At 42.9% G+C, this 16,525-nt stretch carries 15 protein-coding genes; 3 read left to right on the top strand and 12 right to left on the bottom strand.

Annotated features, from left to right (window positions below; genetic code table 11):
- Positions 1–63: 63 nt before the first annotated feature.
- The 9 genes from murC to ACXAFV_RS06680 all read right to left on the bottom strand — a co-directional run bounded on the left by murC (position 64) and on the right by ACXAFV_RS06680 (position 11,263).
- Positions 64–1,380 carry a UDP-N-acetylmuramate--L-alanine ligase gene (gene murC, locus ACXAFV_RS06720; protein WP_475125287.1) on the bottom strand — a complete coding sequence of 439 codons (1,317 nt, stop codon included), beginning with the start codon at positions 1,378–1,380 and terminating at the stop codon, positions 64–66.
- A gap of 387 nt (positions 1,381–1,767) precedes the next feature.
- Positions 1,768–2,415: a hypothetical protein gene (locus ACXAFV_RS06715; protein ID WP_475125286.1), complete on the bottom strand. Its 648-nt coding sequence runs from the start codon at positions 2,413–2,415 to the stop codon at positions 1,768–1,770.
- Positions 2,416–2,441: 26 nt separating this feature from the next.
- Entirely contained in the window at positions 2,442–3,545 is a 1,104-nt protein-coding gene (locus ACXAFV_RS06710; protein WP_475125285.1) for a nicotinate phosphoribosyltransferase, read from the bottom strand.
- Positions 3,546–3,632: 87 nt separating this feature from the next.
- On the bottom strand, positions 3,633–6,446 hold the full coding sequence (locus ACXAFV_RS06705; RefSeq protein ID WP_475125283.1) for a DNA translocase FtsK: 2,814 nt from the start codon (positions 6,444–6,446) through the stop codon (positions 3,633–3,635).
- Positions 6,447–7,311: 865 nt separating this feature from the next.
- Positions 7,312–7,917 (bottom strand): YtpR family tRNA-binding protein, encoded by a 606-nt coding sequence (gene ytpR / locus ACXAFV_RS06700; protein ID WP_475125281.1) that lies wholly within the window; start codon positions 7,915–7,917, stop codon positions 7,312–7,314.
- Between the two features lie 15 nt (positions 7,918–7,932).
- Positions 7,933–8,727 carry a DUF1444 domain-containing protein gene (locus tag ACXAFV_RS06695; RefSeq protein ID WP_475125280.1) on the bottom strand — a complete coding sequence of 265 codons (795 nt, stop codon included), beginning with the start codon at positions 8,725–8,727 and terminating at the stop codon, positions 7,933–7,935.
- A gap of 141 nt (positions 8,728–8,868) precedes the next feature.
- Complete coding sequence (locus ACXAFV_RS06690; RefSeq protein ID WP_475125278.1) at positions 8,869–9,186, bottom strand: thioredoxin family protein; 318 nt, start codon at positions 9,184–9,186, stop codon at positions 8,869–8,871.
- Between the two features lies 1 nt (position 9,187).
- Positions 9,188–10,222, bottom strand: coding sequence for a PTS sugar transporter subunit IIC (locus ACXAFV_RS06685; RefSeq protein ID WP_475125277.1), 1,035 nt, complete (start codon positions 10,220–10,222; stop codon positions 9,188–9,190).
- A gap of 534 nt (positions 10,223–10,756) precedes the next feature.
- Entirely contained in the window at positions 10,757–11,263 is a 507-nt protein-coding gene (locus ACXAFV_RS06680) for a hypothetical protein (RefSeq protein ID WP_475125276.1), read from the bottom strand.
- 202 nt (positions 11,264–11,465) lie between these two features.
- Here ACXAFV_RS06680 and ACXAFV_RS06675 point away from each other — a divergent pair, with 202 nt between their 5' ends.
- Together ACXAFV_RS06675 and ACXAFV_RS06670 are read left to right on the top strand one after the other, a co-directional pair.
- Positions 11,466–11,912 carry a YtoQ family protein gene (locus tag ACXAFV_RS06675; RefSeq protein WP_475125274.1) on the top strand — a complete coding sequence of 149 codons (447 nt, stop codon included), beginning with the start codon at positions 11,466–11,468 and terminating at the stop codon, positions 11,910–11,912.
- Positions 11,913–12,158: 246 nt separating this feature from the next.
- Positions 12,159–13,652, top strand: coding sequence for a peptide MFS transporter (locus tag ACXAFV_RS06670; RefSeq protein ID WP_475125273.1), 1,494 nt, complete (start codon positions 12,159–12,161; stop codon positions 13,650–13,652).
- Positions 13,653–13,753: 101 nt separating this feature from the next.
- On the opposite strand, the gene ACXAFV_RS06665 is transcribed toward ACXAFV_RS06670, so the two are convergent.
- The 3 genes from ACXAFV_RS06665 to ACXAFV_RS06655 form a co-directional block, all read right to left on the bottom strand.
- On the bottom strand, positions 13,754–14,068 hold the full coding sequence (locus ACXAFV_RS06665) for a hypothetical protein (RefSeq protein ID WP_475125272.1): 315 nt from the start codon (positions 14,066–14,068) through the stop codon (positions 13,754–13,756).
- 113 nt (positions 14,069–14,181) lie between these two features.
- On the bottom strand, positions 14,182–14,706 hold the full coding sequence (locus tag ACXAFV_RS06660; protein ID WP_475125271.1) for a DUF84 family protein: 525 nt from the start codon (positions 14,704–14,706) through the stop codon (positions 14,182–14,184).
- Between the two features lie 133 nt (positions 14,707–14,839).
- The gene (locus tag ACXAFV_RS06655; RefSeq protein ID WP_475125270.1) at positions 14,840–15,913 is read right to left on the bottom strand and encodes a M42 family metallopeptidase; all 1,074 of its coding nucleotides are present in this window, start codon (positions 15,911–15,913) and stop codon (positions 14,840–14,842) included.
- Positions 15,914–16,080: 167 nt separating this feature from the next.
- On the opposite strand from ACXAFV_RS06655, the gene ACXAFV_RS06650 reads away from it, so the two are divergent.
- Positions 16,081–16,398, top strand: a complete 318-nt coding sequence (locus ACXAFV_RS06650; RefSeq protein WP_475125269.1) for a PepSY domain-containing protein — start codon at positions 16,081–16,083, stop codon at positions 16,396–16,398.
- The last annotated feature ends 127 nt before the right edge of the window (positions 16,399–16,525 follow it).

Genomic DNA, 16,525 nt, shown 5'->3' with positions numbered 1-16,525 from the left:
TAAGCAGTGAAAAAAGGGCCTTTAAAATGGAAAGCCGGCCCCATAGGAGCCGGCATCATTTGATTAGTTTTCTGCTAGTTTTTCTTTTAGTGTCGTTTCGTATGCTTCCTGGAACTTTTGGACGTCTCCCGCTCCCATGAAGATCAGGACACCGTTGGCATGGTCCAATAAAGGGGTGGTATCATGTTCATCGATGATTTCAGATCCTTCAATTTTACTTTGCAGATCATTGATCGACAGTTTGCCATGATTTTCTCTTGCTGAACCGAAAATCTCACATAAGTACACTTTATCCGCCATATCAAGGCTTTCAGCAAACTCGGTAAGGAATGTTTGCGTACGTGTGAAAGTATGCGGCTGGAATACCGCGATGATTTCCTTCTCCGGATATTTTTGGCGCGCGGAATCCACCGTCGCTTTAATTTCCGTCGGATGATGGGCATAGTCATCGATCAAAATCTGGGACCCGAGTTCTTTTTCAGAGAAACGGCGTTTTACACCCTTGAAGCTGCTGAGTCTATCCTGTACGACGGCTGTATCCAATTCTTCATAATGGCAAATCGCGATGACAGACAGCGCATTGAGGATATTATGATCACCGAATGTAGGGATTTTAAAGCTTGCATAGAATTCATTCCGTACGAATACGTCAAAGGAAGTCCCTTCGCGGTCACGGTTCACGTTTCTTGCCTGAAAATCATTTTCTTCAGCGAAACCATAAAATACGACCGGAACCTGAGCCTGTATCTTTTGTAATTGTTCATCATCGCCACAAGCAATAATACCTTTTTTCACTTGCATCGCCATCTCCTGGAAGGCGGAAAAGACATCATCGACATTTGCGAAATAATCAGGATGATCAAAATCGATATTCGTCATGATGGCGTAGTCAGGATAATAGGATAAGAAATGACGTCGATACTCGCATGCTTCAAATACGAAGTATTGAGCATCCACTTCCCCTTTACCTGTACCATCGCCGATCAAATATGAAGTAGGCTTTGCACCGCTGATCACGTGTGCCAGAAGACCGGTCGTGGACGTTTTACCATGCGCCCCGGTAACTGCCACGCTTGTAAACTTCTGCATGAAGTCACCAAGGAATTTGTGGTATCTGGTAATCGGTACCCCTTGTTCGATTGCCGCTTCAATTTCTTCATGTGTATCGGGAAATGCGTTCCCTGCAATCACATGCATATCCCCTCCAATATTTTCTTTCTGGAAAGGAAGGATTTTTATATTTGATTCATCTAAAGACTTTTGAGTAAAGAAATATTTATCTACATCAGATCCTTGGACCTCGTAGTCCATATCGTGGAGTATTTGGGCTAATGCACTCATACCCGAACCCTTGATTCCTACGAAATGATATATAGTCATAATAGAACCTCCAACAATCATCTATCTAAAGCATTATATGAAATGAATATTATTTTGCTATCCGTATGGCTATGGACTTGAGCTACAGAGAAAAGCGCAAGCGCCTTGTTCAGCCCCGGCAAACGATTTAGGGCCGACCGGTGAAGTCGTTCTTTGACTTCATTGGGCGGACCGAAACGTCTCGAGGGGCTGGGCGCTGGAGCTGGCCATTTCTCGAATTGAAGTAATATTTTCTTATAATATTCCCTGCGGCAAATTGCCGCTGTCTTCTTAAGTATAAGGTAGTTCAAGAAGAATGGCTATCTTCTGACATCCTATTTAAAAGATTACTTGTTTCATTCAACTTGAACATTATATCATTTTTTAAACCCTATGACCATGAACGAGCTATGAATCCCCCTTCAGTATATAAGAAGGAGCTTCTTCTTTTAAAAATGTTCTCCATAATACTCCAGTTTCATGATTCTTTTGATGGTAATGTTTTTTTATCAGTGCCGGCAAATCGCTGTTCCCTGCTCCAAACACAGGGCCTATGAGCCATGGATCTGTGACGAGAGGGACTTTTCTCATAAAATAAAGCGATCCTTTCTGTATTTCAACGTTTAAACGCTCCAAGGATGTTTTTACGCATTCTTTTTGATCATGGATGATGTTTTCACCCTTAATAAAAACTTCATTACCCTCAGAATGGATTTCTGAGACGATCACCGGTTCAGGAGCAGCCGAGAGCAGCAGGGCTCCCATCATCTTAACCGGCTCGCTAACCATTCGGGATTGCAGAAATTGAAAGAATAATGTCTGACCCTTTATTGTCTTATAATCAAAAAGAAACCATTCGTGAAAAACTTCTTCTGCTTTTTTTGAAACACGCGATGGTTCCTTTAATTGAAAGCGTTCTGCAAATATCATCTTTGCTCTTACTTTTTCACGTATATTGGTTTCTTTTAACGCGTATTGATACGCCTGGTGATATAATTCATCTACTTGCTCTTGTGCAATGCGCTGTTTTTTCATCCGATATTGACTTAAATCCAAGAGTTCCTTATCCTGCATCCTCTCACCTATTCGAATTCAACTTTTTCAAGCCGTGGATTAGGTCTAAGCTTTCTTCCGGCTTTTGCTTGGTGCACACCGTCAAGGACAACGTTATCACCAGTGAATCCGACATGAATCTTCAAAAGGCTGCTGCCTACTCCATACATGTCAACCGGCACCCTGCTCTCCTCAAACTCACGGATCCTCTTTTCGTTGAAGCCTCCTGTAACGACAATCTTTACATGTTGATATCCCTCTTCATCCAATGCTTTTCTGAGGGCAAAAATCAGTTCACTGTTTACTCCCCGTGGATCGAATGTTCCCAGCACATGCTGATTGCGGAGGAAGTATTTGTCGATCATCATCCGGGACGTATCTACTCGTACCCCTTTTAGTTCAGAGCCAAACTCCCTGGCCACTTTTAATGCATCAGTAATGACATCATTATTGTAATCGACCAGTGCAATCAGTTCATCTTCAGGGAACGTTTCCTTATAGGCCTTGGCCGCTTCCACGATATCCCCATTAAATAACTGGATCAACGCGTGAGGCATTGTCCCCATTCCCTTTTTTCCCCACCATTCATTCATGGCATGGGTGGCCTGCGCGGTAGATCCACCGATAAAAGCAGCATATCCATCCCCCGCCTGCTGGGTAAAATGGTCATCACGATCACCCATGAAAATGACGGGCTTTTGTTCACCAGAAAGAGCAGCTGATTTCATCACGTTATATACACTTGTTGCAACGGATGTTCTTCTGGCGAGAATCCCATCAATGATTCCCTCGAGGTAACCGAAATCCTGATAGCGTCCAGTTACCGTCAACACAGTTTCAAATGGAGAAATTTGATCTCCATCTTTCAACGAATGGATTTCAAGGTTTTCCGGCTGATCGGCAAACGTATGTAGAAGAGCAATGACTTCATCAGTGCCGCATAATACGGAGTGGTTCTTTTGAAAAAATTGCATCGTCACCACAGCATCAGGTTTATACTTTCGCGCAATTTCCCTTGTTTTTAAAAAGTAGACTGCGGAAAACCATCCTTCCTTGATCCTTTCGTCAAATTTAAATGTATGGTTGGTTAATCGTTTGATTTCCCCTTGAAGTTTCAATTCGATTTCTTTCATCATAAAGCTCCTTAATGGCTTACCAAAAAAATAGGTATTCTGTTTATATCATAAACAGAATACCATGTATTACATGTTTGTACTAGTCTATGCCAATGTCTCCAGTTCGCTCTCGGAAATCAGGACATCCCTTGGCTTACTGCCTCTTGATTCTGAAATGACTCCACTCTTTTCCATCATTTCCATCAATCTTGCCGCGCGATTATACCCGATTCTGAACCGTCTTTGCAAGCTGGAAGCAGAAGCCCCTCCCTGATCGATGACAAATTCGCATGCTTCGAAAAACAATTCATCTTCTTCTTCCGTCACTTGCGCCTTCTTAATCAGTTCATCTTGTTGAAAAATATAATCCGGCTCTCTTTGATCCCTTACATGATTGATGATTTCATCAATTTCGTCATCTGATACAAAGGTACCTTGCAGCCTTACAGGTTTGGAAGACCCATTTTCAAGGAACAGCATATCCCCTTTACCGAGCAGACGCTCAGCACCGCTTCCATCAATGATCGTTCTGGAATCGACCCCTGAAGAAACAGAGAATGCAACCCTTGTCGGTACATTCGCTTTGATCAGCCCCGTGATGACATCAACGGACGGCCGCTGTGTCGCAATAATCAAGTGGATCCCGCAGGCACGGGCCTTCTGAGCGATACGGCAGATGGCTTCTTCTACATCTGCAGGCGACATCATCATAAGGTCCGCCAGCTCATCAATCACGATGACCAAATATGGAAGCGTATCATTGTATTGTTTGTTCCGCTTGGCCAGTTCATTGAAACGCTTGATATCCCTTACACCGGTATGGGCAAACAATTCATACCGTCTTTCCATCTCCTCTACAGCCCACTTCAATGCAGCCGTTGCCGCTTTAACGTCGGTGATGACCGGACTGACCAGATGTGGAATGCGGTTATAAGGTGCCAGCTCCACCATTTTCGGGTCGATCAACAGGAGCTTCAATTCATCTGGTGATGCTTTATACAAAAGACTGACCAGTATAGAATTGATGCATACACTTTTCCCTGACCCAGTGGCGCCCGCAATAAGCCCATGAGGCATCTTACTCAAATCGGTCACGATTGGCTGACCGGAAATATCGAGTCCCAGGGCTGCAGTCAGCGATGATTCTGATTCCTGGAAAGCAGGGCTTGCAATCACTTCACTGATACATACAGGACGGCTTTCCCTGTTCGGCACCTCGATCCCGATCGTATGCTTCCCTGGAATTGGTGCTTCGATCCGGATATCTTTAGCTGCAAGGCTTAGTTTAATATCATCCGCGAGATTCGTAATCTTATTTACTTTCACCCCGGGTTCCGGCTGCACTTCGAATCGTGTAACCGACGGGCCCTGTGTGACATTGACCACTCTCGCACGGACATTAAAGTTATGAAGCGTCTCATCCAAAAGATTTTTCTGTGATTCGAGCCACTCCCCGCTAAGCTTCTTCGAAACGGGAGGCATTAAATAATCCATTTCTGGAAACGTATATCCTTTTGAGCTCTTCACCGAAGATGCAAGTTCACTGTAGCTTTTTGCCGCTTCTTCCCCTTGGACTTTATCTGATTCCCGGGAGACGGCTGCATTTTCAGAAATAATCGATTGTTGTTGAGACGCCGGTCCTGCAACCGTTGATTCACTGCTCTCCTCAGTTTTCGAAGATGAAAGTGTTACTGGATTTCTGTCCGGAGCTGTCTGTGTTCTGTTACGCTGATTCATCTGACGTTTGTCCTGCTTCAACATCAAGACGTTGAAAGGGAGATGCGATCTTTTCCTAGGCTTTGGTTCCACTTCCTCTTTCTTTGCAGGAGGCGGTCCCTGTTTGCTTTCTTGTTTTTGCACTGCTTCTTCAGGTTGTGTTGTTTCTTCATACATTACGGTAACTTGCGGTTGTGCGGCCGGATGGTGTTGGACCTCTCCCTGTAATTGTTCTGCTTCGTGGTGAAGTGGTTGTACTTCTTGTTGTACTTCGTCTTGTTGTATCAATTGTATTTCTTGTTCTGGCTGCTGTACTTCTTGTTGAATCGGTTGTTCCGGATGATTTACCACCGATTCCCCACCACCCTGCGATTCTTCATGGGAGACATCAGAAGATAGCTCTGCTTGCGGTACTTCGACAGGCTCCTCTTCAGTTGATTCGTCAACGGGATTTTGTTCATGTTGACGTTGTGGCCCGGCTCCGTTTTCATTTTCAAAAGAAAATTCATTCCCTATCAGGGAAGCTCCGACTCCCGACCAGCTTTTGCTGCTTTCTTGCATTCTATCATTATCTTCTTTAACTTCACTTAATTCTTTTATTTCGGGAGGGTAAACATCGTACTTTTCATCCTTCACTGCTTCCCCATTATGTAAGAACTCTTTCAGTTCATATTCCACTTCATCTTTTTTAACTGGTTTAACCGGTCTCGTTCTGAAACCATAAATAGGAGAAGGGATTTCTGTCGGACGAAACGGACGGCTGTTTCCTTTTTCAACTTTTTTGGTCATTGATTTCTTGTTACTATTTTCGATTTGTCGCGCTGACGTTTTTGTTCGCTCAGACGATGTGGTTTCTGAATGGGTTGACTTTTGCAGTTGGTTTTTACGAGGCTTCCGTTCGATACCCCGTACTTCTTCCCGCTTCGTCTCCTGTTTCTCTTTTTGTTCCGGCTCCCTTCGTTTTCTCGCCGGGCGTGGCTCATTGACGTTTTCCCCGTCGGAAATCAGCGGAAATCGGAAGTTCCCTTTTGGATATTGATAGGTCATTCTGGCTTCAACGTCTTTTGAATGATTTAAGACTCTATTATTAAATATACGTTTTTCAGACCGCGGCTCTCTTTCTTCAACTTCTTCTTCATAATATTCTTCAATTGGCTCATCTTGATCTGATAGTTTATTCATTATCTTTTTAATCCAACTCACAATAATCACTCTTTCCTTGATACTTACTTTATATTTTATCAGTTAAAGAGAAAAATTCGAGTGATTTCGATAGAATTAGAGAATTGTTAAGGAAATGTGTCGAAAGCAATATTGGTGTAATATTGTTATGGTGGTAAAAGTTAGAATGAAGAATAATGAATGGCCTTTTTATGCCGCAGTTGATTTCCGTGGAAGGAAGAGTTCGCTTTTCGCGGGCAGCCCGTGAGCCTCCTAAATAGAGTATCTCATTTTGACTTCTCAACTTATTGAATCCATACATTACCGCTAATGATTTCCGTGGAAGAGTTCCGTGGAAGAGTTCGCTTTGCACGGAAATCATTAGCTTGTTACGGCGGAAGAGTTCGCTTTGCACGGAAATCATTAGCTTTTTAAGGCTAAAATAACAACAGATTTTGACAGAATGACTATTAATATCACAAAAAACAATTTTGGGGTAGGCGACACAGATGGAAAGCCACGCCTTTAAAATATGCATGTCAGTATTCGTTAATCATTCTAAATAGCTCAATTATCAGGAAAGTGGCACAATAAATTGATAATCGGCACAATTATTCCCGATAAGGCACAATAAACCGAAAACCAGCACAATTATTCCCGATAAGGCACAATAAACCGAAAACCAGCACAATTATTCCCGATAAGGCACAATTAAGTAATGTCTCCCCCGTTTTTTTCCCACTTGACGGTTAAAAATTCATTTAAGTCACCCGTCTAAACTCAAAGCTTATTAAATCAATCATCATTTGCCGAAAAGAATCTTCAAAATCATCATAAGCTCACTAAATTTTTGCCAAAATCAAAAAAACCGGAGCCATCACGACTCCGGGCAACCTTCAATCATTTATCATCCATTAAATGGCTGTCCAACTTCATAACTGTCTTCAAGCACTAGGATTCCTTTTTCCTGCGGAGCGTTCGCCAGGTCGAGTTCTTTTGCTGAACAGATCATTCCTGATGAAGGGACTCCGCGCAGCTCTGCGTCTTTGATGAGCATTCCGCTTGGCATGACTGCTCCCACTTTTGCAACGACCACTTTTTGTCCTTGGTCGACATTAGGTGCGCCGCATACGATTTGCAGGGTTTCTCCGCCTACATCCACTTTACAGATATTTAGTTTGTCGGCATTCGGGTGCTTTTCTTTTTCAGCAACATAACCAACAACGAATTTAGGTGAGAAGTCCGCTTCCAGCACCTCTTCAAATCCATTTTCCTTAAGAGCTTTATTAATTTTCTCGAGTTTGTCGTCATTCATTTCAACTTGCCCTTTTTCATTCAACTCCATATAGGTTGAGGCACTGAACAAATTAAAGCCGACAGTTTTCCCGGATTCTTCATCGAAGATGCGGACAGCGTCTCCTTTTCCTTCATGCTCCACTTTCCCTTCAAATCCGGGTTGGAGTGTAATGATAAGGGTATCCCCGATTCCTTCAAGATTATAAAATACGTTCATTCATGTTTTCTCCCTTCACTTTTTACGATTTTTAGCCAGGATGAAGATCGGTTCAAGGTCTCCGTCTTCATAGACAAATGATAATGCAGTAATCGGGACATTGCCCGTGGTGAAAAAGCTCATTGTTAACTGTGCGAGTACATCATAGCCTGTTTCATTTCGGATATCCCCTATTACAAGCACATCCTGATGCGGTACAGATACTGTCATTTCACCTTGTATATCACCGCTGATCTTCTTTAAGAAAGCATCATTCAATATGCGGCTCGCATCGTAGCCGTCATTATTATTTAAGAAATAATAGATGTTGCCGGCTACTTCGTCTTTCTTCATTTGTGTAGGTAAACCTCTTACGTTGAACAAGGCGGTTTCTTTCATCTGCTCATGGGACCAGCCTTCTTCTTTCAGCATGTTTTCATCGATCAGACGATAGGTCGAACCAAGATCGATTGCATAATAGATCCTGGTTTCGGCTGTGTGATCGTCTGTTACAAGCGGGATGCCGTCGTTTGATTCTGTTGCAAAGGAAGTGGACCTGATGACAGGAAATACATTTTTCTCTTTGCTTCCCATGTCGGATTTGGTTCCCATGACATTCAGAGCTTCTTCTACATAATAAACGACTTCATCGATGATCGACTTATTATTTTCTTTCCACTTTGAGACAATGGGCGGAAGTGCTACCGTGATCCCTTTATTGGTCTCGGTATTTTCTATGCGCAGGGAATCTTTTTCCCTATCATATGTAAATGTGCGATTCGGTTTGCTTAATCGCTCCTGAAGGATGCCTTTTAACTTTTTTATATCCATAGTTCCCCTCCTTCTTAAACTAATCATTCACCGTTCAAGTAAACAATCTGCCACTTTTAACATTTTACAATAAAATCTCGATAATACAAAAATAATCCGTCCATAGAAAAAGGGATACCCAGAAAGAATATCCCTTTTTCATTATTTAGATAGGCTGTTCATGAACCCTTGTATTTCTTCTTTTGTTTTACGGTCCTTGCTTACAAATCGGCCGGTTTCCTTTCCGTTATCATATGCAAGGAAGCTCGGGATTCCAAAGATATCATGTTCGATGCAGATATCGATGAATTGATCGCGATCTACATATAAAAAGGTATACTCACTGTATTCATTTTCTATTTCAGGCAGGATCGGCTCGATCACCCGGCAGTCGGGGCACCAGTCGGCTGAAAACATAAACACATGTTTCCCGTTATTTTTCAATTCATAAAATTCTTCCATCGTTTCAAGTTTACGCATGTTATTTTCCTCCTGTATCTATCGTCATTTGGTTAGGCTTGATCCAGCCAATTTTACGCATATATTCAGATATTAACAGGGAGATGAATGCAGGTCCAATAAAATGCAGCAGCAGCACTTTCAAAGCCGTATCCCAAGTGAAGCCCATCGTTTTAAATGTCATGATCTGACCAACGAGTCCACTCGTTCCCATCCCGGCTCCGGCAGCATTGTTCTCCATGATCCACAACGTCGTTCCAATCGGTGCCAGCACCATCCCAGCAATCGTAGGCGGCAGCAAAATGCGCGGGTTGCGGACAATATTCGGTACTTGCAGCATGGAGGTTCCAATTCCTTGTGCCAGCAGGCCCCCAACTTTATTTTCCCGGTAGCTGATTACGGCAAATCCAACCATTTGAGCGGCACATCCAATTGTTGCAGCCCCTGCTGCCACCCCGCTCAAATCAAGCATCAGCGCAATCGCTGCACTCGAAATCGGTGCTGTCAACGCAAGTCCCATGAGTGCCGCAACCAGGATCCCCATGACGATCGGCCTCTGTTCCGTCGCCCAGCTGATCCAGCTTCCAAACATGGTCATAAAATCACCTATTTGCGGCCCCACAAAATAAGCCACGGAGAAGCCGGCAAGAATCGTCACAAACGGAGTGACGATAATATCCACCTTCGTCGTTTTGCTGACCAGCTTCCCGATTTCAGTGGACACCACCGCTGCCAGATAGGCACCGGCAGGTCCACCAAGGGAGGCACCTGCCGCACCCGTTACGACGGCAGCGAATAAAACAAGCGGCGGGGCACCCAGCCCGTATGCTATGGCGACACCGATGGCGGGTCCCATCAGACTGATGGCCAGGGCTCCCATATCGATAAAAAAGGTTTTCATCGGCATAGGCAGGAACGCCGCCTGCTCGCCGATCGTCTTGATGATCAACCCAATAATCAGTGAGCTGAAAAGACCTAAGGCCATATAACTTAAAGCATCTATAAAGTAAACTTTGCCAGAGAACTTAACCCCTTTGCTCTCCATGTAATTCTTCATATTGATTCCCCTTTTCTCTATAATAAAGGAATTGCACATTTACTAGTGTAAAGACACATGTTGATTTTGTCTATATATTATTTCCGTACCCCTCTGAAATAGTAAGCTGTCCAAGCGGGCTAAGAACCATTCAAAGAAAAGAGACAATATCAATCTCATTTTAATGAAGGTCTAAATGGGTTTATGTGGAAAAACGAGAGATTATAGATTAAAACTCATAGATTATGCAGGAAAAGTCATAGATTAATCCTTAATACTCATAGATTATGACTAAAAAGCCATAGATTACCGACCAAAACTCGTAGATTAAATCATTCCAGCCTATTTTCAATGATGCTTTCCCATATATATACGGTGTCCTCTTTGATTGACCCTCAATCATGATAATATCAACTCTTCAGACGTTGAAGAAGCGTGATTGATCAATGGGTTGAGAAGCTTTTGATCGATTTGGCTCCCATTCCATCCATCTTCTGTCCGTAAATAAAAAAACCGATTTTCTACTATATTAAAGTAAAAAATCGGTCAATATCGTTATTTATGTGTTACCGAGTTGGCTATTTCCATCATCATTTCGGCATTACCCGAGAGATCTTCTAACTGGGACTGAGTGGTCAATTTAGTGCCTCCCACCCCTACGATCACTTCATACTCTTCTGAATCAGGCAATTTTTTTATGACATAGTATCCTAAACGATTGTCATCTTTGAAAGTATCTTTTTGAACGATATTCTTTTCGTCGCTGATTGCCATTTTATATAGAAGTTCACTGTTTCGATCTTCTTCAGGATTAGTAAATAGAATAAATGTATCAGAGCCTTCTGAAATAATGATATTATTCGGAGATTCCTTTTCAATCTTGGCTCCAAACGGGAGATAAAAGCTGAGGTTCCCTGCTTTTTCTTTCGCGCTCTTCTCTGTATTTTTGAACGTATCTTCCACAGTCTGGGCTGTCTGCTCTTTCTCATCATCTATGGTTGTATTGCATCCAGCTAATATAAGCACAAGAAAGAAGAAAACGATCGAAATCTTTGTTTTCATCCTCTTATCCTCCTTTTTCCGCGCTCAGGCGGACATCCGCCTTCACTTTTCTCGCTTAGGACCTACGCTAATAATACCGTCACAAAGTACCATTGACAACCCTTACACAAAGAAAAATCCTTTATTTCATGGCAATGCAGGTTACTTTTCACCAGCAAAGGGTATATATGATAAAATGACTAAAAAAAGGAGAGTGTGCCGAATGGAATTTACTGTATACCTTGCAGGGGAAATACATAGCAGCTGGAGAGAAGAATTAAAGCTGCAATCGAAACAGCTGGACTTACCTTTGTCCTTTGTCGGGCCAATGGAAAATCATGATCGCTCTGATTTCATCGGGGAAGAAATTCTCGGCGAACAGCATGACAAGATCCTTCGTGATGAAGCTGCGTCCGCCGTCAATAATCTCCGTACCGAGTTGCTCATGAAAAAATCGGATCTCGTCGTGGCGTTATTCGGGGAAAAGTATAAGCAATGGAATACAGCCATGGATGCAAGTACAGCCCTTGCCATGAATAAACCGCTGATCCTCATCCGCCCGGAAGAACTGCATCACCCCCTAAAAGAACTGTCGAATAAAGCAAATGTAACATGTACAACAATCGAACAGGCAATGAAAGTACTTTCGTATATTTTTGAAACGGAATAACCAGATTATTCTTTTACTGACAGTAATTTAATCTTTAACTCATGAAAAGCATGCCGTTATAATAATTTGCGGCATGTTTTTTCATGGTCAAAAAATACCTTCACACCTAAATTATCTTACTATTCTAAAATAATAAAATGTTGGTAAAATAAAAACATTTTATGCTATAATAACTAGTTTTAAAAGTTTTTTTGACTTTATGAAAATATTAAAATATTATAGTAAAAGAACTAAGGAGGTTGTAATATGTCGTCAATCAATAAACAGAAAATTGTGGATAGTGTTCCACAGAAGGGATTCTTCGGACACCCTAAAGGACTATTCACACTATTCTTCACGGAATTTTGGGAGCGCTTTTCTTATTACGGTATGCGCGCAATCCTTGTGTACTATATGTATTACGAGGTTTCAAAAGGTGGCCTTGGCTTAGAAGAAGGCACAGCTTTAGCAATCATGTCTATTTATGGGTCACTTGTTTATATGTCCGGTGTCATCGGAGGCTGGCTGGCAGATAGACTATTCGGTACATCAAAAGCCGTCTTCTACGGAGGAATCTTGATCATGTTCGGGCACATCGCTCTATCATTCCCGGGCAGCTTGTCAATGTTTTTCGTTTCAATGGTATTAATCGTAATCGGTACTGGTTTATTAAAACCAAATGTATCGACTGTAGTCGGTGAAATGTACGCTGAAAATGATACCCGCCGCGATGCTGCATTCAGTATCTTCTACATGGGTATCAACCTAGGAGCTTTCCTGGCACCGCTTCTTACAGGGGCTCTTATGAAAAGCTACGGATTCCACTGGGGATTCGCACTTGCTGCAATCGGTATGTTCTTCGGACTAGTCGTCTTCATGGTGACAAAGAAGAAGAGCCTGGGTCTGGCTGGTACATATGTACCAAACCCGCTTAATGCTGCTGAAAAGAAAAAATACGGTTCGATCACTGCACTAGTATTGGTTGCCGTTGCCATTGTCCTTGGAATTACAATTCCAAACGGCTGGTTCACTTTAGATTTATTTATCAATTTAGTCGGAATCTTTGGTATCTTGGCTCCAACTATTTACTTTATCGTCATGTACAAGAGCCCAAAAACAACAGCAACAGAACGTTCACGTGTCATTGCCTATATTCCATTGTTCATTGCTGCAGTCATGTTCTGGGCAATTCAAGAACAAGGTTCAACGATCCTGGCTGCTTATGCAGATAAACGTACTCAATTAGACTTTTTGGGACTTGAGATTTCACCTGCATGGTTCCAATCTCTTAACCCGCTATTCATTATCATCCTGGCACCGATGTTTGCTGGTATGTGGGTAAAACTGGGCGATCGTCAGCCGACGATTCCTCAAAAATTCTCTCTTGGCCTTCTGTTCGCAGGTTTATCATTCCTGGTTATCCTGTTACCTGGTTATTTCACAGGAGAAGATGCATTAGTAAGTCCGCTTTGGTTAGTACTAAGCTACTTCATCGTAGTACTTGGTGAGTTGATGATTTCACCTGTAGGTCTGTCAGCGACTACCAAGCTTGCACCTGAAGCGTTCTCGGCTCAGACAATGAGTCTATGGTTCCTTGCTTCTGCAGGAGCACAGGCCTTGAATGCTCAGCTTGTAAGATTCTATTCAGCTGATTCAGAAATGCTTTATTTTGGTTCCATTGGAGGAGCAGCAATCTTATTAAGTATCATCCTTTTCCTTCTGGCACCAAAAATTCAAGGATTTATGAAAGGTATAAGATAAATAAGTTCACGGCCCTCTGATTAGATTCAGAGGGTTTTTTTTATACTCTTGTTTAAGACACAAAAAAAGACCCGCGCATACACGCGAAGCCTTTTCACTCATTACCAGAACCTGCAGCAGTTTCTGCGGCGTCTTCTGCGGTCTCCCACGCCAAGAACATCGTCATCTCTTCTGCGGCATCTTCTGCGATCATCTCCTACACCAAGAACATCATCATCTCTTCTGCGGCGTCTTCTGCGATCGTCTCCTACACCAAGAACATCATCATCTCTTCTGCGGCGTCTTTTGCGATCGTCTCCCACACCAAGAACATCATCATCTCTTCTGCGGCGGCGTCTTCTGCGAGAACCAAATACAAGGTCGTCCCAACAGTTGTCACGACGTCCGCCGACACGATCATCATTTCTGCAACCCATATACCAAACCTCCTTGCCTGAAAAATTATCAGATACTAAACTCTGATATAGTTTATCTTATGAAGAGGTTGGTAGTTTGGTATGGGCCAAGTAGTAGGAAGATGTTGACCCTGTCATCTTTGTTTTTCTCTATATTTAAGCTGTCCGATCAATAACTGGACAACATGAAGGAACATCGCATCCCGTGTGACGATTCCGTCGGTGAAAATCCCCACCGCCCCTTCACTTTGCCTGATTCCCGTCCGTTGGGTGAATTCATCCATGAGCGGACCAAGTTCCCTTCCTTGTCTCAATCCCCTGCCAATTTCTGCAGGCAGCGAGATTCTAGCCCCTCCAGCAATGATTTCATTTCCATTTCGATCTACGAGTCCTCCCCAGTTGCAAAGGAACATGCCATAAAGAGATTCTGTCACCCCTCCTTCAAGACCGATCCCGATGTCGGCTTCCGTCATCCTTATGACGTTTTTCGCCCTATTCAATGCCCCTTCAATTGTTTCCTGATCTGAAAAAGGCTGTTCACTTACATTTGATTCCGTTTTTAGGCATTCGAAATTCACATGATCATAATGCTCTCGAAACCCTTTTTTTATAGCTTCGACTTTTGCTTTGTTCTGTGTCCCAATTGCGATTTTCAACAAATTACGATACCTCTTTTCTAGATTACTTCGGCTCTGCTCTCTTCACTTCTTTATACCTGTTTCCTAAAAAAACTGCCTCCGGGGAGACAGTTCTCAAGTAATATGTTTTCTCAATCCCAATGTGGATAATCCACTATCCGTTACGTTTGATGGTTTCTATTGTGGAACGGTCACATTGTTTGACCAGTTTTACAATAAGTTCTTTAGCAGCTGCATAATCGTCAACATGGATCATAGATGCATGTGTATGAATGTAGCGTGAACAGATTCCCACTACAGCACTCGGTACACCTTCATTGGAGATGTGCACTCTTCCTGCATCCGTACCGCCTTGCGATACGAAATATTGATAAGGGATGTCATTAGACTCTGCAGTATCCAGAACAAATTCCCTGATTCCTTTATGCGTCACCATGGACCGGTCAAGAATTCTGAGAAGTGCCCCTTTCCCTAATTGACCAAACTCGTTCTTATCACCTGACATATCATTCGCAGGACTTGCGTCTAACGCAAAGAAAATATCCGGATTGATCATATTCGCCGCTGTCTGGGCTCCTCGGAGACCTACTTCCTCTTGAACCGTGGCACCAGAATAAAGCGTATTCGGCAGCTCCGTACCTTGAAGCTCTTTTAATAGCTCAATGGATAATCCACACCCATAGCGATTATCCCATGCCTTGGCAAGAATTTTCTTTTCATTTGCCATCGGTGTAAACGGACAAATAGGAACAATCTGCTGACCTGGTTTGATTCCGATTTCCTGTGCATCCTCTTTATTATCTGCACCGATATCGATGAGCATATTTTTCATATCCATCGGCTTCCTGCGCTGTTCCTCGCCCAAGAGATGCGGAGGGATGCTGCCGATTACACCGATAACAGGTCCATTATCCGTGATGATTTGTACACGCTGAGCAAGAAGGACCTGACTCCACCAGCCTCCAAGTGTTTGAAATCGAAGCATTCCGTTGTCCGTGATGGAAGTGACCATAAAGCCTACTTCATCCATATGACCTGCGACCATGACTGTCGGATCCTCCGATTTACCACTTTTCATACCGAATACTCCCCCAAGACGGTCCTGGACAACTTCGTCGGAGTATTGGGCTAATTGTTCCTTCATAAATTTGCGCACGGCATGTTCATTCCCGGGTGCCCCAGGCAACTCAGTTAACGTTTTAAATAATTCCAATGTATCTTGTTTCATTTATTCTGCCCCTTTTTATTTGATATCTGGTTATGTATAGTTTCATTTTACAGAACTTTCTCACGTCTTACCACCAATTAAGGCAAAAGCAGTTCTCTTTTTTTCTGATTCTTTGTTAGAATGTACCTATATACCTGTTTGTAATCATGGCTGTGGAGGGGATAAGTATGAACTGGAAGTCTTTCATTTTAGGAATTGGAATCGGTGCTGCGGGCGGCATATTACTAAGCGGTAAGCTGAAAGATGCAAGCTTTGTTTCAGCCGAAAGAGTATTAAAAGATGTAAAGCTCTCGTTTAAAAAAGAAGGGAAGATTGATGGGTCCTGGATAGCGATGAAACCAGAGGATTATCAAAAGCACTCCTTGTCCACCAAAGTGTATAAGGGCGGAGTTTCACGCCGGAGTGAAGGCCGATTGGAACAATATGAATTTTTGGCCGATGCATATACCGGGACGGTGATCGACGTTTACCCGCTTTCGCAGTAATGTCGAAGCAATAACGTTTAAAAGGATGACTCCTCACTTAAGGGTCATCCTTTTATTGCATGAACATACTTTAGGGTTCAACACATAAACGGTCAACGGTTCAAACTGACAAGGACGTGGCCATTCC

It is taken from the genome of Rossellomorea sp. ABR4_012 (assembly GCF_056159545.1).
The sequence above is the reverse complement of the archived record's forward strand: the minus strand, read 5'-3'. Positions and strand labels throughout refer to the sequence as shown.